Origin of the sequence: Pseudidiomarina sp. CB1 (assembly GCF_024752025.1) — a bacterium.
Taxonomy (GTDB): domain Bacteria; phylum Pseudomonadota; class Gammaproteobacteria; order Enterobacterales; family Alteromonadaceae; genus Pseudidiomarina.
In genome coordinates this window covers 292223-311761 of sequence record NZ_JANTPU010000001.1, presented here as the reverse complement: position 1 = coordinate 311761, position 19539 = coordinate 292223, and the positions used below count along the sequence as shown (strand labels likewise).

The following is a 19539-nucleotide window of genomic DNA, read 5'->3' as shown; positions in this document are numbered from 1 at the left end:
AAGCGTGCTTAAGCCTCGTCATTCCAAGTATCACGTAAACCTACCGTTTGATTGAACACTAAGTGCTCAGCAGAACTGTCGTTGCTGTCAGCACAGAAATAACCAATCCGTTCAAACTGGAACGGCTTTTCCGCCTTTGCTGCAGCCATGCTTGGCTCCACATAGCCTTGCTTAACCACTAAGGAATCCGGATTCAAGGTGCTAAAGAAGTCTTCTTCAGCGGCCGGGTTTGGCACTTGGAAAAGACGATCGTACAAGCGGAATTCAGCCGGTTTTGCATGCTCTGCTGCAACCCAATGAATCACGCCTTTTACCTTGCGGCCATCGGCTGGATCTTTACCCAAAGTTTCTGGGTCGTAGCTACAGAAAATCGTAGTGATGTTGCCATCAGCGTCTTTCTCAACCCGTTCGGCTTTGATCACGTAGGCATTGCGTAGGCGCACTTCTTTATCAAGCACCAAGCGTTTGTATTTCTTGTTGGCGGATTCACGAAAGTCTTCACGTTCAATAAAAATTTCGCGGGCAAACGGTACTTCACGGCTTCCCATACTTTCGTCATTTGGATGGTTAGGCGCTTGCAACTGCTCTACCTCACCTTCTGGATAGTTCTCAATCACCAAACGAACTGGATCAATAACCGCCATGGCACGCGGTGCACCGTGATTCAATTCGTCACGGATACAGGCTTCAAGCATGCTCATTTCAACTTGATTATCCATCTTGGTGACACCAATGCGGTGGCAGAACTCACGCACTGAGCTTGGTGTATAACCACGACGACGCATCCCTGCAATGGTTGGCATACGCGGATCATCCCAACCACTCACCTTACCCTCTTCCACCAGCAAATTCAGCTTACGCTTACTCATGACAGTGTACTGCAGGTTCAAGCGCGAGAATTCGATCTGCTGTGGATGGCAGTCAATGCTGATGTTATCCAACACCCAGTCGTACAAACGACGGTTATCTTGAAATTCTAGGGTACACAGCGAGTGAGTAATGCCTTCCAACGCGTCCGAAATACAATGCGTGAAGTCATACATTGGGTAAACGCACCACTTGTCACCGGTTTGGTGATGGTGGGCAAAACGCACACGATAAATCACTGGATCGCGCAGAACCATAAACGGCGAGCTCATGTCGATCTTCGCACGCAGCGCTGCCTTACCTTCCTCGTACTTACCGGCAGTCATATCGGCAAAATGCTGAAGATTTTCTTCGACGGAGGTATCACGATAAGGACTATTTTTGCCTGGCTCTTTCAACGTACCACGCATTTCACGCATTTCGTCTTGGCTGGAGAAATCGACATAGGCCAAGCCTTTCTCGATGAGCTCCACTGCATAGGCGTGCAGCTGGTCAAAATAGTTCGATGAATAACGTGGTTGACCTTCCCACGTGTAACCCAGCCATTTTACGTCTTCTTGAATCGAGTTAACGTAGTCGACTTTTTCTTTCAGTGGGTTGGTGTCGTCAAAGCGCAGGTTACATTGGCCTTGGTAATCTTTAGCAATACCAAAGTTCAGCACGATCGACTTAGCGTGGCCAATGTGCAAAAAGCCATTCGGCTCAGGTGGGAACCGGGTATGCACCGACGAATGCTTACCGCTGGCAAGATCTTTGTCGATGATCTGACGAATAAAGTTACTGCGAGGCGCATCTGCTGCCATGGACGTTACTTCTCCACTCTCGTTCCAAAAAAGAGCGCTATGATCGCAGTTTATTGGCCTGCTGGCAAGGCTCAGCGGCGGATATTAAAAAACCGGTAGACTTGGCGTAGTTCGCGCTGAGCTTCATCAAGCTCTTGCCAACGAAACTGCACTTTGCGACCCGCCGGCAACTGCGCGAGTAGACAACGTGCGGTCCACGTTAGAACACCAATTTTGGGGTAACCACCGAGAGTTTGGTGATCATTCATCATCGCGATAGGTTGGCCATCCGCTGGTAGTTGAATACTGCCCAACGGCAACGGTTCAGAAATCATCGACTGCGGTACATCGGTAAGCTTATGCATACCTTTCAAGCGTACGCCCATACGATCCTGTTGCGCGGTCACTTCATAGCTTTGGCCAACCAGTAACTCACGCGCTTTCCGGGCGAATTTTGACCACTGCCCTGCTGGCACGACGTTGAGTAGCGGCTGTGGTGGAATACTCAGATTCAACCGACTGCTTGGCCGACGACTTTCCAAGGTCTTGTGCTTGGCTTGGTGCGCGCCTAGTGCATCTCCTTTTTGCAGTGGCGTGCCATCCTGCCGCAAACCGCCTAAACCGTCACGCACGACAGTAGCTACACTACCGTGCACCGATGGCGCAGCAAAGCCGCCACTGACCGCTAAATAGCAACGTAAACCGAGGTCGTTAACGCCAATGCTAAGGGTATCCCCTGCCCGTGCTTGCAGCACCCGCCACGTTTTCACCATTTGATCGTTAAGGCGTAGGGGAAATTCAGCCCCAGTCACGGCAAATAGGGTGTCGCGCAGAAACGTTGCCTTAAACTGTCCCAAAGTGACTTCAATTTGCGCTGCATTAAAGTCATTACCCAATAAACGATTAGCCCATAAAAAGGCCCGCTCATCCATTGGTCCCCCGTGCGTAATTCCCTGCGCAAGATGGCCATAGCGGCCATAATCTTGCAGCGTCGCTAACAAACCAGGTTGTTGAATTTGCACTACCTGATTAGCCATTGCTCGACTCCTGGTCGTTCATGCGTCGAAATTCCTCTAATGACATCGGCTTAAAGCGCACGCGATCGCCAGCTTGCAATTCAGGCCATTGCAGCGCGCGGCCAATCAACTGCCAACCACCGGGCGATGTCCGAGGATAAATTGCTGTTTGCTGCCCAGCTATGGCAACACTGCCTTTAGGAACTTTTTGCCGCGGCGTACTATGCCGTGGCAACCGCAGTTGCTCGGGCACGTCACCGAGGTAGGCAAAACCTGGTGCAAAACCTAAAGCATAAACATGGTAGGTAGTGCCACTGTGTAGCTCGGCGACCGCCGCCACTGAAAGCTCAGTGGCCGCGGCAACAGCTTCGATATCTGCTGCAACTTCAGGGTGATAACATACTGCAATCGTGTGCAAGGAGGATTGTTGTGGCGTGACGTCTTCGGGAGCCGCGAGCAACGCTTTTACAACAGGTTCTAACAGGTGCCGTAACTGCTTTTCATTCACTTCCAGTACGTCGTAATAGATCAGTAACGTGTGGTAGCTCGGCACAACTTCTTGCACCGCAGCATGATCCGCCAGCTCCCTAGCCAGACGCTGAATAGCGCGATTAACGTGGATATCAATACGTTCTTCGAGCACAAGCATAAGCGCGTCGGGTGCTGCAGTTTGAAATTGCCAATTCATAAAATTTCAGCGCGGATCGCTTTCACCACCGCGAGCGCGTGAGGATTGTCACCATGCACGCACAACGTATCGGCAGCTAGCAACAGCGAACTCCCGTCATGAGCGGTTATCGCTTCGCCCCGTGAGAAAGCTAAAGCCTGTGCGACAATGGCATCTTGATCATGGAGCACTGCACCTTCAAAGCTACGGGCGCGAAGGTGACCGTTACTCTCATAGCAGCGGTCGGCAAACGCTTCAAACAGCAATTCAACATTGTGCTTTGCCGCGATTTCCTGTTCCCGCTCACGCTGCACTTTCGCCAAGGTCATCAGCTGCAATGGTTGCGCCCGACCACGATTAAACTCACCAAGGGTTTGCACCACTAGGGTGAACAGCGTGACGTCGGTTTGCATGTCGTTATAAAGTGCGCCATGCGGCTTTACGTACCGCAATGGCACTTGCTCGGCATGGCATATAGCTTGCAAAGCACCTATTTGATAAAGCAATTGCGCACGCAATTCATCGGCAGTGACCGACATTGAACGGCGACCGAAGCCATGGCGGTCAGGATAGCTCGGGTGCGCCCCCACTTTTACGCCATGCTCTTTGGCGAGACGCACCGTTGTCTGCATGATGGTAAAGTCACCAGCATGAAAACCACAAGCGATGTTGGCGCGATCAATAAACGGCATCACTGCTGCGTCGTCGCCCATCCGCCATACGCCATAACCTTCACCTAAATCACAGTTTAAGTCCATGCTACGACTCACCGTCCTTACGCTCTGCTGTCGCTTGCTTGTGTGCTGAAAACCGCGCAAAGCTGTAGACGAATAAATACAGCCCAATGCCAATGGCGCTAATCATTAATGCCGGTAGCAGTAACCCTGCTTGCTGGTGCGCGGCATAAATCGCAGCAGCACCGGTCAACCCTAAAGTGGTTAATGATGCACTAATGAAGGTGAGCGGCTCCAACCATTTTTGCAGGCTACTAAGCCCGATGAGATTAACCAACGCACCTAAAATCAGGCCCCAAGCCAAAGGCACACCAAGTTTATACCAACTCAATTGATAATCGACGATAGTGGCCCAAAGTTGCTCCGCCGTAGCGTTATAAAACATTAAGCCGACTAAGCCGGCCAAAATGACTAAACGTTTAGTTAGCGACATAGAATGACACCAAAGCAATAATCAGTGCGGCTACCGGAACCCAAAGAATGGGCGATTGATACCATTTGATCGGAGGCGTGGTGTGCCGTTGTTGTGCGGCTTGTTCACGCTGCTCAGGACTGGCTTTTTGACTGACCAAGAAGTAAATTCCTGAAACCAGCAAAAATAACCCCATCCAGCGCACACTACCAGCGTCTTTCGACGCCAATACTGCGGTAACAACACCTGCCACGATCAAGGCGATGGCGAGAATTCGTTTTACGATACTACTTTTCATTGTTATCGAGTTGCCCCTGTTTTTTAGCGGATCGCCACGTTATGAAAAACCACACCCAACCGATAATTTCCAGCAACGCACCGAGCATAATGGTAAACAAATTCTGTTCCCACACGCCGCTTAGCGCTACTGCTATACCAATGACAATTAAAATCAGTGCATAGATCATGCTGGCTCCTAGGTTGTTGATTCACCTTAACCAATCTTAGTCGAAGAAGAAAGTCAGCGTATAGTCGAATATCGATCTTTCGTGACAACGCTGGCATACTCTGGGCAAGGTTTTGAAACAGGATGCATGGGTTATGACACGTACGCCAGCAGATAGTGAAAGCCAACCGACACCGTGTGAATCGGCACATACCCGCCGTGAAGTAAAGGTTTTACCCGCGTTAGCACGTCAACTCACCCCGAAAATGCGGGTCTTTCGCAGCGTTCCACAACGCGATGTGCGTATGATTGGTCCATGGTGTTTTCTTGACCACTTCGGCCCTGTCGCGCCTAACGACTATCAACAGTTCGATGTGCCGCCACATCCACATATTGGCCTGCAAACCATCACCTGGTTGTTGTCCGGTCAGTTACTCCACCAAGACAGCCTTGGCTATGAACAAGCCCTGCGAGCGAACGAATTGAACCTGATGACTGCCGGTAATGGTATTTCGCATGCGGAGGTCGCGGCGCAACAGGTAACGGACCCGCTACACGGACTGCAGTTGTGGGCGGCTTTGCCAGCAGAAGCCGAAACGACGGCCCCCTGTTTTGACCATTACAAGAACTTACCCTCGTTTGCCGTCGGCGAAAGCCAAGCCACATTGATTATGGGTGAGTACACTGCCGGTGAACGCAAATACTCCTCGCCCGCACGTCAGTTTCACCCTATTTTCGCCATGCAATTAAAGACTCCGCGCGTTGCGGTCAGTGAATTACGCTTAAATGAACAGCATGAATACGGCTTGTATGTGGTCGAAGGACGTCTTGATGCGCTGAGTAAAACCGTCGAACGCCATGAACTGCTATTGCTTGGCGCAGGGCGTTCCACAGTGACCCTTGAACTAGCTGCTGATACCATTGTTTTGGTGCTTGGCGGCGAAGCGTTTGCGCGTCCCGTGCACATGTGGTGGAATTTCGTTAGTAGTGAGCCCGAGCGCATTCGTCTAGCGCAACAAGAGTGGAATGCTGGGCATGAGCGCTTTGGTCGCGTTCAACGCTATAATGGCGAGCGGTTGCTGGCGCCCGATTTACCAGCGAAGTCTAAAACAACCGACGAATAGGATTTACCAGCATGAAACGCATAGCTCTATGGTTTTTAGCAGCGATCATCACCTTGGCCGTGCTTTTTGTTGCGGTACTTATCTATCAATGGACCGTTTACCAGCCTGAGCCGCCGACCGTAGCGAATTGCCAGTCCATCGAAACGTCCGTCACGGCAGACAGTGCGGCACAGTTGTATGTGTATCAGTGCAAACGCGGCGCAAATCCGAGTTGGGAAGGCTATGAAGTCTGGGCACAAAAGTTGCTAACTCAAGAATGGCAACGCCTCGCGACTTCGCCAAAAGCGGCCGGTTGCGTCGGTATTAGACGAGAAGCTCGTCGAGTAGTGATTTTACATGAAGCCTCTCGCGGAGACCTCAGCGTCGCAGCGAGTTCATTCGTTTATGAACTCGCCGAAGGCGGAGCAACCACGCTCAGCGTTGCGACCGAGCGGGTCAATGGTTGTCGCCACAATAGCAGCAAAGATTAGCTTAGCTTCATCACCATTTTCAGCGGCAGGCGCTTCATTAGAAAGCCGATGAGCGCCCACGGCCAAGTTGGTACATAAGCCTTCACGGGCTCCTTCTCTATCGCCCTGACCAATAGCCGACAACCGGTTTCGTTGTCGATCATAAATGGGGTATTCTTCACCTTCTCATTGATTTCAGAGCGAATATAGCCAGGCATAATACAACTGGTTTTGATCGGTGAACGCGACTTTATTAGGTCGGCCCGAATACCTTCAGTTAAGGCTGACAAGCCAGCCTTAGTTGCAGCATAGACCGTCATAGCTCGCGGCATGCCGCGCAATGCGCTAATTGAACTCATGGTCACCAGGTGCCCGTGATTTTGTTCACGGAAGATTTCAAGTGCAGCTTCACACTGAGCAACAGCGGCCACAAAATTCGTTTGTGCGGTTTGCACATTGGCATAAAAATACCCAGTGCCCAACGAAGCACCCTTCCCCATACCGGCGTTGACGATCACCCGGTCAATGGTGCCAAACTCCGTTTTAAATGCTTTGAACACCTCGAACACTTGATCGTGATCGTTCACATCCAACGCCTTGATGCTAATGGTACTCTCAGGATGCTTTGCTTCAAGCTCGCTTTTCAACTGCTCCAAGCGTTCGGTGCGCCGCGCACAAAGCGCTAAATTACGCCCCTTAGCAGCGAACTCTCGGGCCATCCCCTCACCTAAACCCGAACTCGCACCTGTGATCAAAATCGTTTTTCGTAGCGAATGCGTCATGACTTCCCCTTATTGTTTTTGTTTGCTTGGCGCATGATTTTGCGGCAACGCCAGTGCAGATAGTGCACCAAGAACCAAAAATTCTTGAAGGCTTTGTTGCGCGTTTGCTTGTGATGGTAACGGTAATAGATTTGCTGGGCGATGACGCTTAAACGGAACAATCCGAACACTTCATAAAAACTAAAATCGGCGACGTCGACATTCATGCGTTCGCAGTAATAGCGAATCACTTCGTCACGTGTCAGCATGCCTTGTAAATGCGTCGGTTGCCGGCGTGTTGAGCGGGCAATAGCATCATCATCAGCTTGGATCCAATAAGCGAGGCTATTGCCAACATCCATCAGCGGATTACCGATGGTAGCGAGCTCCCAATCCAACACACCGATGATGTGGCTAGGGTCTTCAGTATCCAGTACCAAGTTGTCGAAGCGAAAATCATTATGGGTCATGCACAAACGTTCGTTCTTTGGCATGTTTTGCTCGAGCCACTGCATTATTTTTTCGCTTTTCGGCACGTTCCAGGTTTTCGCCAGCCGGTAGCGTTTATTCCAGCCCAGCACTTGGCGCTCAGTATAGCCCTCGCCTTTCGCGAGCTGATCTAAACCATGCTCTTTGATATCAATGCTGTGCAGCTCGATTAAGCAATCGAGCGCATTTTCACAGAGCTTACGGGTTTCCGCCTCGCTCAGCTCGAGACCGCGTGGCATATTCTTGCGCGGGATTATCCCTGCAATACGCTCCATGACATAAAATTCAGCGCCGATAATGCTCTCGTCGTCAGTGTAGTGCAGCATTTTCGGTACATAACGAAACACCGGTTCAAGCGCTTTCTGTAGCCGGTATTCACGGCCCATATCATGTGCCGATTTGGCTTTCGTACCCGCAGGAGGTCGACGGAGTATCCAGTCGGCATTGGCAAACTGTAAACGGTAGGTCCAGTTTGATGCCCCACCAGCGTATTGGGTAATACGCAAATCACCTTCGAGGTGTGGAAACTTGTCCTTCAAGTACGTAGCTAAGCGCTCGCGATGGATCTCTTCACCTTCCCGCACCTTACCCGCTCGATCTTCAAGATCACTACGACTCATGTTAACGCTCCCGGTATTTTGCCAATTCAACTTTGGCGATGGTTGCGCGATGCACTGCATCCGGACCATCAGCGATACGCAGCGCACGCGCAACTGCAAAGAGCTGCGTCAGCGGCACATCATGGCTAACACCTGCACCACCATATAATTGGATCGCTTCATCAACTACTTGTTGCAACACGTTCGGTGCCACTACTTTAATCGCAGAGATTTCAGCCAATGCCTTCATGGCGCCTACTTGGTCGATTTTCCAAGCAGCAAAGAACGTCAATAAGCGCGCTTGATCGATGGCAATGCGCATATCTGCTACCCGCTCTAGATTACCACCCAACTGCAGCAACGGCTTGCCAAACGCGATGCGGTCTTGGCCGCGCTTCATAAACAATTGCAAAGCTTTTTCGGCAGCGCCCAAGGCGCGCATGCAATGGTGAATACGACCCGGACCAAGGCGTCCTTGCGCAATTTTAAAGCCGTCGCCCAAGTCACCAATCACATTCGACTTTGGCACCCGCACCTGATCAAACACGACCTCGCCGTGGCCATACGGCGCATCGTATTCGCCAAACGCAGGCAACATCCGTTCAATAGTTACGCCCGGCGTAGTCAGCGGTACCAGCACCATCGAATGGCGCTGATGTTTTGACGCATCAGGGTCAGTTAACCCCATGACAATGGCAAACTGAGCGTCCGGATGGCCTAATCCCGTCGACCACCATTTACGTCCACTAATCACGACGTCATCACCATCGGCAGTAATTGAAGTTTGCATATTGGTGGCATCCGACGAGGCGACGTCCGGTTCGGTCATGCAAAACACCGAACGGATCTCACCGTTTAGCAGGGGCGTTAACCATTCTTGTTTTTGTGCGGCAGAGCCAAAATGATAGAGCACTTCCATGTTGCCGGTGTCGGGTGCATTACAATTGAAGACTTCAGGGGCAAGCAAGCTATGCCCCATCACTTCGGCCAGTGGTGCATATTCTAGCGTGGTGAGGCCTGCGCCTAATTCGGCGTCAGGTAAGAACAGGTTCCATAAACCCGCTGCACGCGCTTTAGCTTTGAGCTCAGCCACAATCGGGGGTACTTCCCAGTTACGCCAATTAGCATCTGGGTTCAGCCGTCGGCATTCTTTATGGTAATTCGACTCAATCGGCTCAATATTTTCTTTTATAAATTGAATCAGTCGCTTGCGATATTCTAAAGTTTTGGCACTAGGCTGGAAATCCATTGTTATTCTGCTCTTTTTCAAACAATCGTTTAAATGATTGTAGAGAGCATCGGCTATCCGATCAATAACGAACGTTGCGCAATCACAGGAATATGTTCGACAAGATAATCAATCAGTACCCGCACCGCCGGCAGCAGTCCGCGTCGGTGGGGATAAACGAGGTGCATAATACCCACCGGTAGTTGCCAAGCTGGAAATACTTGTTGCAAATCGCCAGCTGCGAGCGCATCTGCACAAAGATAGTTCGGTAACGCGACGATCCCCTCACCTTGTATCGCTGCTTCACGCAATACAATCATGTCATCGGTGATCAAACGTGGCTGAAAGGTAATCGACAACTGCTCACCATCTTCGGCGGTCAATTGATACGCATAACGACCACTGGTGTAGTGCAACGATAGATGCGGAAAGTCGATGAGATCAAGCGGGTGTTTCGGCACCCCGCGGGCATCCAATAACTTCGGTGCACCATAAAGTGTCAGTGGCGAGTCGACCAAGGGGCGTGCAATCAGTGAAGAATCCTCGATACTCGAACGCACGCGCAGCGCGACATCGATGCCCTCGTCAACCAGGTTTACCGGACGGTTGGTTACCATAAGTTGCACATTAACCTCAGGGTAGGCTTGCATAAATGCTGGCAACAGCTCGGTCAACAAACTTTGGCTTAAGGCGTAGGGTGCACTCAGGTGCACGGTACCGCGCGGTGTTTCGCGCACCAACTGAGTGACTTGTTGTGCCGCCTCGGCAGCACTTACCAAGGCCTCACAATGAATAAGAAAGGCTTGACCTACGTCAGTTAACTTAAGCCCTCGACGCGTCCGATGAACCAAGCGAATCCCCTGCTCTTCTTCAAGTTCGGTCAGGCGGCGGCTAACCGTCGATTTCGGCATACCCAAGTCACGCGCACCCGCACTAATACTGCCGGCTTGTACCACCCTAGCGAAAATCAGGTAATTAGTGAGATCCGGAAGAGCCATGGTCACGTTTTCCTTTAAACTTTACTTATTTATCGTTCCATTTTTGGAACAAATGTTTCCATTATAACCATCTACAACCATTTTTGGAACTTGATAAACTGTCTACAACTTAACACCACAGCGCACATGATTTTGGAGAACGCAACTATGAACATCTTACATTTGGACTCAGGCCTTTTTGTCGATCAGTCGGTCAGCCGTAAACTCAGCAAGCAAATCGTTGAGCGCGTCAAAGGCGACACCGATACCGTCGTCTATCGTGATCTCGTCACGAATGCAGTTCCGCACCTCGACGCTGCGACGTTGTTGGCCGAAGAAAATCCATTAACTGAAGAGCTACTCGCCGAACTGTTTGCTGCAGATGTACTCGTGATTGGTGCACCAATGTACAACTTCACTATTCCGACGCAGCTCAAAGCATGGTTCGACCGCGTACTGAAAGCAGGCACAACCTTTAAGTACACTGAGCAAGGTCCTGAAGGCTTACTGAAAGGTAAAAAGGTTTACATTGCCTCAGGTCGTGGCGGTATCTATAGCGAAGGCGCTGCAGCCGCTATGGATCATCAAGAAAGCTATCTGCGAAACGCGTTAGCTTTTATCGGTATCACCGACGTGACCGTGATTCGTGCGGAAGGTGTAAATTTGGGCGAAGAGCCTCGCCAGCAAGCATTACAAGCCGCTGACGAAGCCATCGCTGAACTTGCCTAATGCCTACTTAGGCGCTTCAATTCGAGTCGTGTAATTGGCGGGTACCCAACGGTAGCCGTCATTTTCTTGTTTCAAGCGACCGATCCCCGGAAATGCAATATGTGCTCCGGCGACCCAATACTCATTGTCGGCAATCATCTTAAACAGCTTTAAGCGTTGCTCTCGCGCTTGCTCTGGGACACTGTCGTACTGAATGGTCACCTCAGGGTGAGCAAATTGTACCCCGGCCACATGCAAGGTATCGCCCCACACCACCATGGTTTGCCCACCGTTCTCGACATGGTAAACGCTATGACCCGGTGTATGGCCAGGCGTTGGGTTGATGGTTATGCCGTCATGTGGGCTTTCGCCATCGGCAAAAGTGACAAACGCATTGGCCGCTTTATAGGGAGCGTATTTTGCTTGCGCACTTTCGGCGTCGGCGTCACGCTCATGCACATAGACTTTAGCATTGGGGAATACCCGTTCGCCGTCGTTTACCAAGCCACTCACGTGGTCACCGTGAAAGTGAGTGATGTAAACGGCATCGACATCGGCGACGCTATAGCCCGCCGCAGCAAGATGGTCGGTGAGCTTACCAAGACTGGGGCGAACACCTTTGCCCATGCCAGTATCAATAAGAATTTGCTGCTTGCCGGTATCGACCAAAAACCCATTAATTGAACCTTCGACTGGAGATTCCATAAAGTGTTCGGCTAACGCAGCACGGATCTTATCTTCGTCCCAATGCAATAGCTTGTGTGCGGCCATGTCGCTGGTGCCATCGTTGAGCGCAGTAACCACAAAGTCACCAACGTTCATACGATAATAGCCTGGCGCTTGCCCAAGCTGATGATCGTCAGCAACGGCGGAAGCCGAGGCGACGATGCCACTGGCGGTGAGCACCGCCAGCAAACTTTTCTGGGTAACATTCATAAGTTGCTCCTAACAAAGCAAGAAAAGACCTTGTTAGGTATGGCAGTTTCAAGCAAAAAGTTCAATTTTGAATTAGGGCGCCACTTGCTGACTTTCTAGGCGGGCAAAACGTTGTGCAATTTGGCCTTGCAGTTGCTGCGTGAATTTTTGATTGGTGAGCTGCGCCATCAACTCAAAATAAAGATCCACAAGATCACTGCGCGGCTGCTCATCAAGAGCCTCGACATACATGTACCATAAGAAAAACAAACCGTGCGGATACTCTCGTTTGATCTGCTGATCAATTTCGGCAGCCCAAAGCAACCCGCAAGCGTAATGTAATTCAAATTTGTCATTGCTCGCCAAACACTGCTCGCTCGCCTTTTTCATGCGGTGATTCAAATACACCGAATTCGCGCCAATTGACCGCAAATATTCCAACGCCATGTACTCAGCAGCACCCTCATGAATCCAAGCCGAGTCATTGCTAAATTGCCCAGCTTGGTAGAGATGTGCAAACTCATGGGCAACAAACCAGATGGTGTCTTCAACAAAATAAGGTGCCGTAATTCGTTCCGCCATACTGTGCCCGTACCAGTGCAGGACCATCTGATTACCAATAACGCCACCTTGATAACCATAGCGACCGTTGTCGGTAGAGCTAAACGAAGCCAGCAACATAGGGCGCTCAGCAAGATGAGGCATACGTTGATTAAAGTAGTGGGTTAGTGGCGGCACATCGCTTAACAAGCGTCGCTTCAACGACACCGGCAGTATCGGATCAATGATTGTTTCGAAACCATGTTCGACAGCCGGTCCCGGTTGTTGCGGACCAACATAGATCACCTGACCGTCGCTTGCTGACTCGCGCCAAACGAGTTGTCCGCGTTCGCTATGTTCGGGTAAACGCACAAAATCGCTGAGCGGCGCTTCCATTGTAAAAGCATAGTCAAAACGCAACGCACTGCTACAACTCTGCGGACAAACTTTAAAACGCCCCGAGTACCACGAAACACCACCGTCACTAAACGGTGAAAATGGCGCATAGTCTTTGCGCAGCGTCACATAGGTAGGTTCGAGTTGAAACGCCACGCTGTTAAATGCTCGCCCATCTATGCGAGCGATAAATTCGTGACCACTTTCGGCGTCGACGCCAATGTAATAATCATTGTCGATTGGCTGCCAACGCTCAATGCGGCTATGGTCGGGGTTTCGCACGAAAGTAGCTTGCGTAACGCTGTCAGCAAAAATGTAGGAAACAAACCACTCATCCTGTGTGGTTTTGGTCATTCTAATTTGCACTTCCGTGCTGGCGTTTTCTTTTAGCCATGCGGCGGCAAACCATATGCCTATCGCGCACGCCAACAACCCTAACAACACCAACTTTTTGTGCATGACTTACACCTGAATTTACGACCCTTATCGCTTAAGCATACAACTGTTGGCAGCGATTGAGCAAACGCCAACGTTAGTTTTGTGTGTCGAAATTTGTCGATGAGGGAAAGTCTTCTTCGCAAGGGATACCATTAGCATTGTCGTCAAGCTGAGTCTCTGGGCAATTGGTCAAGAAGAAACGCGCTTCTTCTGGGGAACGCATTTCATGGCAAAAGCGTCGACCATCGCAGCGGAACTTGGGGTCGCGCTTAAATACTGCCCCCTGCACGCCTTGCACAATCTCCTTGATTAAACCGCGCTCCTCACCACGTTCTTCCGCCTGTTTGTTTAAATGATAATTCCACGCGGCGAGCGCCAGTATGGCCAGCAAAATCCACTTTTTCATTGATGTGTCCCCGTTGTGACAGCTTTAGTGTGGTGTGTCACTGCTACGGATTTAGACTAGCCTATTATCAAAAATAGTAAAACCATGTAAGTTAGTTTATTACTTTGTTTTATTCTTGTTCTATTTACTCTGGGTACGATGACTAATGACCAACGCGATACCACCTAGTGTGGCGGCACTAGCAATAAAAAACCTAAGTGACAGCGTTTCACCAACAAAAATAAAGCCGCCCACTCCTGCAATCAGTGGCACAGTCAACTGACCAACCGCAGCTGTACTCACTCGCAAATGTGGTAAGACCTTGAACCAAAGCGCATAGCCGATAGCCGAAGTCAGCACCCCCGACAACACCGCAAGTAGCGCAGGCTGCCAAAGCACGTTGCTGTACATAAAGCCCATGAGCAACAACGGTGAACTTAACAAGCTCGCACGAACAAAGTGCGTTTTCGTCTCATTCAGTGGCGCACGCGAACCGCGCCCTACCGTGCTATAAGCTCCCCATGCAGCGCCCGCTAGGCTCATTAACACCACTGCAAAAGCGGTGAATGGCTCGACAAACTGCGGCCAAACCAGATACAAAAAACCCGCCAAGGCCAGCACAATACCAACGATTTCGATGACGCCATAACGTGTCCCACGCCATGCACCGATCGCTAGCATGCTCATTTGTACAGCGGTAAACAGAATCAACGCCCCTACTCCCGTGGCTAAGCCAACATACGCATAGGCAAAACAATAAGCATAGGCTGACAGCCATATGGCGCCCCACCAATTGGCCTTTGGAGCTTGTTCAACTGCGCGGCGGTGACGTTTTCGTCGCGCCACCCACACAATCACCGCGAGTGCCGCTGCACCGGAAACAAGACGCAGCAAGGTAAACTGTGCAGGGTTCATCGTAAATTCCGCGAGCGCCCAGCGGCATAACACCGAATTTCCGGCAAAAGCGCATAGCGCCGCAAGCGACAGTAAAAGCTTACTTGCTAAATTCAAACGAGTTTCTCACTCTTATGGATAGAGGTGATACTGAAGATACCAGCCGTCCTTTAGGTCGATCGAGAACTTTACGTCTTCACCTCGTGTGCGATTCGCCTCGCGGTGTGCAATTTGGTCGGCACTAAAGAAATCTTCTGTATACTCATACTCACCGAGTTCTATCGGCTGGTATACATAACCTAAACTACTACCTTCACCAAGAAATGATGTTCCAGCTATTAGGACGAACAATTCACAGTTGGCATCAGCAAAAACACATGCAGCATTTGATAGCTGTCTGAAGTTTTCTTCGTGCTCAAAAAAATGCTGTTGACTCGCCTCAATATCAATTGGTTCAGAACAGCCTACTACTAGCACTACCCAAGTCGCTATAACTAACTTTTTGAACAATAGTTTGAGCATCGTTAAATCAACCTTTTATTTGGATGAGCTTGGGACTAACGCCGTCAACAACAATTTGTTTATTCGATTTACTCGCGATGGCTTTTAGATGCTTTGAGAGTGAATAGAACAACTTCGGCAATGCCACACAGGAGCGCGAACAATAGAACGAAACCCGCCGCATCAAATGTAAACTGAGGACCTTTGCCGTCGATAGATACGGGATCATAAATGACTTTGAAAAGAAAAATAATTAGCACTACTGACGAACTAACCACCAACCACCGTAAGAATCCCTTCACAAAAACTTTTCCTAGCATCGGTATTTTGCTCCCTAAACATTTCAATAGTTGATGTTTTTACCTTAACTTAACATCTCTTTGAGAGCAAGTATTTGAATTACAAACAAAAAAGGCACCAACGTTACCGAAGGTGCCTTTCGCTTAGCTTGTTGCTAAAAAACGTGGCTTACCAGCCAGTTTTCTCGCGCAATGCTTTACCGATGTCTGCCAAGCTGCGTACGGTTTTTACGCCAGCGGCTTCAAGGGCTGCGAACTTCTCGTCAGCAGTTCCTTTACCACCAGAGATGATAGCGCCTGCGTGACCCATACGTTTACCTGGAGGAGCAGTCACACCAGCGATGTAAGATACGACTGGTTTGGTCACGTTGTGCTTGATGTACTCAGCTGCTTCTTCTTCAGCAGTACCACCGATCTCACCGATCATCACGATAGCTTCAGTCGCTGGATCTTTTTCGAACATTTCGAGAATGTCGATGAAGTTAGAACCAGGGATAGGGTCACCACCGATACCAACACAAGTCGACTGGCCGAAACCTTCGTCTGTGGTTTGCTTCACGGCTTCATAGGTCAAGGTACCTGAACGTGAAACGATGCCCACTTTACCTGCTTTGTGGATATGACCAGGCATGATACCGATCTTACATTCGTCAGGAGTGATAACACCTGGGCAGTTTGGACCGATCATGCGCACGCCTTTGTGCGTCAAGTATTCTTTCACGTAAAGCATATCCAAGGTCGGGATACCTTCAGTGATACAGACGATCAACTCGATACCTGCATCCGCAGCTTCGATGATCGAGTCTTTACAGAAAGGAGCTGGTACGTAGATAACAGACGCTGTTGCGCCAGTTTGTTCTACGGCTTCACGCACAGTGTTAAATACTGGCAAACCAAGGTGCGTTTGACCGCCTTTACCTGGGGTTACACCGCCAACCATTTGCGTACCGTAAGCAATTGCTTGCTCAGAGTGGAAGGTACCCTGACCACCAGTAAAACCCTGGCAGATGACTTTGGTGTTTTTATCGATCAAGATAGACATTATTGACCTCCTGCCGCAGCAACCACTTTATCAGCAGCGTCAGACAAGCTCTCTGCTGCGATGATGTTCAGGCCACTTTCTGCTAATTTCTGACGACCTAGTTCTGCGTTGTTACCTTCAAGACGAACAACAACTGGAACTTTAACGCCAACTTCTTCAACTGCGCCCATGATACCTTCTGCGATCATGTCACAACGTACGATACCACCGAAGATATTAACCAGTACGGCTTGTACTGCGTCGTCCGACAAGATGATCTTGAATGCTTCAGTTACGCGCTCTTTGGTTGCGCCGCCACCAACATCCAAGAAGTTTGCAGGCTGGCCGCCAGCAAGCTTAACGATGTCCATGGTACCCATCGCCAAACCAGCGCCGTTAACCATACAACCGATGTTGCCATCAAGCGCGACGTAGTTCAGTTCCCACTTCGCAGCTTGTGCTTCGCGCTCGTCTTCTTGCGAAGGATCGTGCATTTCACGGATCTTCGGCTGACGATACAACGCGTTGCTGTCGATGTTGATCTTACCGTCCAAGCAATGCAGGTTGCCTTGCTCAGTGATCACCAATGGGTTGATTTCAAGCAATGCGAAGTCGTACTGTTCGAACATTGCCGCAAGGCCCAAGAAGATTTTGGTGAACTGCTTCACTTGGTCTGGGTTTAGACCCAGTTTGAAGCCCAGCTCACGACCTTGGTAAGGCTGTGCGCCGACAGTTGGGTCGATCACAGCTTTCAAGATTTTTTCAGGTGTTTCTTCTGCAACTTTCTCGATTTCAACACCACCTTCAGTTGACGCCATGAACACGATTTTACGTGTTGCGCGGTCAACTACTGCGCCTAAGTACAGTTCTGAAGCGATATCAGTAAGACTCTCAACCAAGATTTTCGCAACCGGCTGACCGTTCGCGTCTGTTTGGTAGGTGACCAAGTTTTTGCCTAACCAGTTGTTAGCAAAGTCACGTACTTCGTCATGGCTAGAAACAAGCTTTACACCGCCCGCTTTACCACGGCCACCGGCGTGCACTTGTGCTTTAACTACCCAACGCTCACCGCCAATTTTCTTGGCAGCTTCAACGGCTTCTTCTGCAGTATCAACTGCGAAGCCTTCAGATACTGGCAAACCGAACTCTTTGAAGAGTTGTTTGGCCTGATACTCATGCAAATTCATGATGATCTTCCGATTCGTTTGAACAACAAAAGCAGCTTAGTGCTGCTTACCCGAAAATTTCGCGCGTATTTTACAGTTTTGCGCGCAAAAAAGACAGCCGCATGTGCAAATGGCATGCTACATGCGGCTTTACTTCTGTTAGATGTCCAACAACAGACGTTGTGGATCTTCCAGTAACTCTTTGATAGTGACCAAGAAGCCTACCGATTCTTTACCATCGATAATGCGGTGGTCGTACGACAATGCTAAGTACATCATCGGCAAGATTTCGACTTTACCGTCGACCGCCATTGGGCGATCTTGGATTTTATGCATTCCCAAGATAGCGCTTTGCGGTGGATTCAAGATTGGCGTCGACAACAGTGAACCGAACACACCACCGTTGGTAATGGTGAAGTTACCACCTTGCATATCGTCCATGGTCAACTTACCGTCACGACCTTTGATAGCGAGGTCACGAATGCCATTTTCGATTTCCGCAATGCTCATTTTGTCGGTATCACGCAAGACCGGAGTTACCAAGCCACGTGGTGTTGACACGGCAATGCTGATGTCAAAGTAGTTGTGATAAACAATGTCATCACCGTCAATGGACGCATTCACTTCTGGGAAGCGTTTCAACGCTTCGGTCACCGCCTTCACGTAGAAGCCCATGAAGCCTAGACGCGTGTCATGACGCTTCTCGAATTCGTCTTTGTACTTCTTACGCAAATCCATGATCGGCTTCATGTTGACTTCGTTAAAGGTGGTCAACATGGCCGTCGCGTTTTTCGCTTCAAGCAAACGCTTGGCGATCGTCTTACGCAGGCGTGTCATAGGTACACGTTTCTGGTCACGGTCGCCAGCGGTTGCTGGTGCGCTGCTTTCGCTCTTCGCTGCTGCAGGCGCTGCTTTCTTACCACCTTCTTTAACGTGCTTCTCAACGTCTTCTTTGGTGACACGACCGCCTTTACCGGTGCCTTTGACGTCAGACGCTTTCAAATCGTGCTCCGCCAGTAAACGACGTACGGCTGGGCCTGCTACTTCGCTGTCTTCGTCGCTTGCCGAATCAGCTTTATCTGTAGATTCGTCATTCCCCGTAGTAGAACTACGGGCTACGTCGTCACCACCTGCGCCGCCTTCAACGATGCCGATGACGTCATCAGCACCCACAGTCGCGCCTTCTTCTTGCTTAATTTCAGCAAGTACGCCGTCGGCAGGAGCCACAACTTCAAGCACTACTTTATCGGTTTCGATGTCAACAAGGTTCTGATCGCGGGTGACTTTCTCGCCGGCTTTCACGTGCCATGCAGCGATGGTGGCGTCAGCTACAGACTCTGGCAGTTGCGGAACTTTAACTTCAAGTTTTTCGCCGCTGCCTGATTTGGCTGCTGGTTTTTCGTCTTTCTTGGCGTCAGATTTTTTGTCGTCCGACTTATCTGCAGATTCTGACTTTTTCGAATCGTCGGCATCCCCCGCAGTAGAACTGCGGGCTACGATTTTACCAATCACTTCATCAGCGCCAACGGTTGCGCCTTCTTCAGCGATAATTTCGCCGATTTCACCGTCTTCTGGCGCAACAACTTCAAGGACAACCTTGTCGGTTTCGATATCGACCAGATTTTGATCGCGCGACACTTTGTCACCTGGCTTAACGTGCCAAGTAGCGACTGTTGCATCTGCAACAGATTCAGGGAGTTGTGGAACTTTAATATCAATAGCCATG

22 protein-coding genes are annotated in these 19539 nt (G+C 50.1%); 3 read left to right on the top strand and 19 right to left on the bottom strand.

Going from position 1 to position 19539, the window contains the following annotated elements; translation table 11 throughout:
• Nucleotides 1–8: 8 nt before the first annotated feature.
• The 7 genes from glnS to NV375_RS01385 form a co-directional block, all read right to left on the bottom strand.
• A complete protein-coding gene (glnS, locus tag NV375_RS01415; protein ID WP_258806651.1) occupies nucleotides 9–1670 on the bottom strand; it encodes a glutamine--tRNA ligase in 1662 nt (553 codons plus the stop codon).
• Nucleotides 1671–1741: 71 nt separating this feature from the next.
• Nucleotides 1742–2686 carry a biotin-dependent carboxyltransferase family protein gene (locus NV375_RS01410; protein ID WP_258806650.1) on the bottom strand — a complete coding sequence of 315 codons (945 nt, stop codon included), beginning with the start codon at nucleotides 2684–2686 and terminating at the stop codon, nucleotides 1742–1744.
• The gene (gene pxpB, locus NV375_RS01405; protein WP_258806649.1) at nucleotides 2679–3353 is read right to left on the bottom strand and encodes a 5-oxoprolinase subunit PxpB; all 675 of its coding nucleotides are present in this window, start codon (nucleotides 3351–3353) and stop codon (nucleotides 2679–2681) included. The genes NV375_RS01410 and pxpB overlap by 8 nt, the downstream gene beginning before the upstream one ends.
• Nucleotides 3350–4090, bottom strand: a complete 741-nt coding sequence (locus NV375_RS01400) for a 5-oxoprolinase subunit PxpA (RefSeq protein WP_258806648.1) — start codon at nucleotides 4088–4090, stop codon at nucleotides 3350–3352. The genes pxpB and NV375_RS01400 overlap by 4 nt, the downstream gene beginning before the upstream one ends.
• A 1-nt stretch (nucleotide 4091) precedes the next feature.
• Nucleotides 4092–4499, bottom strand: a complete 408-nt coding sequence (locus NV375_RS01395; RefSeq protein WP_258806647.1) for a hypothetical protein — start codon at nucleotides 4497–4499, stop codon at nucleotides 4092–4094.
• Entirely contained in the window at nucleotides 4486–4776 is a 291-nt protein-coding gene (locus NV375_RS01390) for a hypothetical protein (RefSeq protein ID WP_258240512.1), read from the bottom strand. Before NV375_RS01390 ends, NV375_RS01395 begins: the two co-directional genes overlap by 14 nt.
• Complete coding sequence (locus NV375_RS01385; RefSeq protein ID WP_258806646.1) at nucleotides 4766–4945, bottom strand: hypothetical protein; 180 nt, start codon at nucleotides 4943–4945, stop codon at nucleotides 4766–4768. The genes NV375_RS01390 and NV375_RS01385 overlap by 11 nt, the downstream gene beginning before the upstream one ends.
• A 133-nt stretch (nucleotides 4946–5078) precedes the next feature.
• Between NV375_RS01385 and NV375_RS01380 the strand changes: the two genes are divergently transcribed.
• Entirely contained in the window at nucleotides 5079–6047 is a 969-nt protein-coding gene (locus NV375_RS01380; protein ID WP_258806645.1) for a pirin family protein, read from the top strand.
• A gap of 11 nt (nucleotides 6048–6058) precedes the next feature.
• Complete coding sequence (locus tag NV375_RS01375) at nucleotides 6059–6517, top strand: hypothetical protein (RefSeq protein ID WP_258806644.1); 459 nt, start codon at nucleotides 6059–6061, stop codon at nucleotides 6515–6517.
• On the opposite strand, the gene NV375_RS01370 is transcribed toward NV375_RS01375, so the two are convergent.
• From NV375_RS01370 to NV375_RS01355, 4 genes are read right to left on the bottom strand one after another with little or no spacing between them, the layout of a single operon-like run.
• The gene (locus NV375_RS01370; protein WP_258806643.1) at nucleotides 6514–7278 is read right to left on the bottom strand and encodes an SDR family oxidoreductase; all 765 of its coding nucleotides are present in this window, start codon (nucleotides 7276–7278) and stop codon (nucleotides 6514–6516) included. The two genes, NV375_RS01375 and NV375_RS01370, sit on opposite strands and share 4 nt — an antisense overlap.
• Nucleotides 7275–8366, bottom strand: a complete 1092-nt coding sequence (locus NV375_RS01365; protein WP_258806642.1) for a phosphotransferase family protein — start codon at nucleotides 8364–8366, stop codon at nucleotides 7275–7277. Before NV375_RS01365 ends, NV375_RS01370 begins: the two co-directional genes overlap by 4 nt.
• A 1-nt stretch (nucleotide 8367) precedes the next feature.
• Complete coding sequence (locus NV375_RS01360) at nucleotides 8368–9594, bottom strand: acyl-CoA dehydrogenase family protein (protein WP_258806641.1); 1227 nt, start codon at nucleotides 9592–9594, stop codon at nucleotides 8368–8370.
• A gap of 53 nt (nucleotides 9595–9647) precedes the next feature.
• A complete protein-coding gene (locus NV375_RS01355; RefSeq protein WP_258806640.1) occupies nucleotides 9648–10571 on the bottom strand; it encodes a LysR family transcriptional regulator in 924 nt (307 codons plus the stop codon).
• 147 nt (nucleotides 10572–10718) lie between these two features.
• Here NV375_RS01355 and NV375_RS01350 point away from each other — a divergent pair, with 147 nt between their 5' ends.
• Nucleotides 10719–11279, top strand: a complete 561-nt coding sequence (locus NV375_RS01350; RefSeq protein WP_258806639.1) for an FMN-dependent NADH-azoreductase — start codon at nucleotides 10719–10721, stop codon at nucleotides 11277–11279.
• A gap of 3 nt (nucleotides 11280–11282) precedes the next feature.
• On the opposite strand, the gene NV375_RS01345 is transcribed toward NV375_RS01350, so the two are convergent.
• The 8 genes from NV375_RS01345 to odhB form a co-directional block, all read right to left on the bottom strand.
• Nucleotides 11283–12194, bottom strand: coding sequence for an MBL fold metallo-hydrolase (locus NV375_RS01345; RefSeq protein ID WP_258806638.1), 912 nt, complete (start codon nucleotides 12192–12194; stop codon nucleotides 11283–11285).
• A gap of 72 nt (nucleotides 12195–12266) precedes the next feature.
• Nucleotides 12267–13568, bottom strand: coding sequence for a hypothetical protein (locus NV375_RS01340; RefSeq protein ID WP_258806637.1), 1302 nt, complete (start codon nucleotides 13566–13568; stop codon nucleotides 12267–12269).
• Nucleotides 13569–13641: 73 nt separating this feature from the next.
• Entirely contained in the window at nucleotides 13642–13953 is a 312-nt protein-coding gene (locus tag NV375_RS01335; protein ID WP_258806636.1) for an excalibur calcium-binding domain-containing protein, read from the bottom strand.
• Nucleotides 13954–14073: 120 nt separating this feature from the next.
• The gene (locus tag NV375_RS01330; RefSeq protein WP_405035419.1) at nucleotides 14074–14847 is read right to left on the bottom strand and encodes a DMT family transporter; all 774 of its coding nucleotides are present in this window, start codon (nucleotides 14845–14847) and stop codon (nucleotides 14074–14076) included.
• 111 nt (nucleotides 14848–14958) lie between these two features.
• Nucleotides 14959–15348: a hypothetical protein gene (locus NV375_RS01325; RefSeq protein ID WP_258806634.1), complete on the bottom strand. Its 390-nt coding sequence runs from the start codon at nucleotides 15346–15348 to the stop codon at nucleotides 14959–14961.
• 447 nt (nucleotides 15349–15795) lie between these two features.
• Nucleotides 15796–16668 (bottom strand): succinate--CoA ligase subunit alpha, encoded by an 873-nt coding sequence (gene sucD / locus NV375_RS01320; protein WP_126769841.1) that lies wholly within the window; start codon nucleotides 16666–16668, stop codon nucleotides 15796–15798.
• On the bottom strand, nucleotides 16668–17834 hold the full coding sequence (gene sucC / locus NV375_RS01315; protein WP_258806633.1) for an ADP-forming succinate--CoA ligase subunit beta: 1167 nt from the start codon (nucleotides 17832–17834) through the stop codon (nucleotides 16668–16670). The genes sucD and sucC overlap by 1 nt, the downstream gene beginning before the upstream one ends.
• A 138-nt stretch (nucleotides 17835–17972) precedes the next feature.
• Complete coding sequence (gene odhB, locus NV375_RS01310; RefSeq protein ID WP_258806632.1) at nucleotides 17973–19538, bottom strand: 2-oxoglutarate dehydrogenase complex dihydrolipoyllysine-residue succinyltransferase; 1566 nt, start codon at nucleotides 19536–19538, stop codon at nucleotides 17973–17975.
• Between the last annotated feature and the right edge of the window lies 1 nt (nucleotide 19539).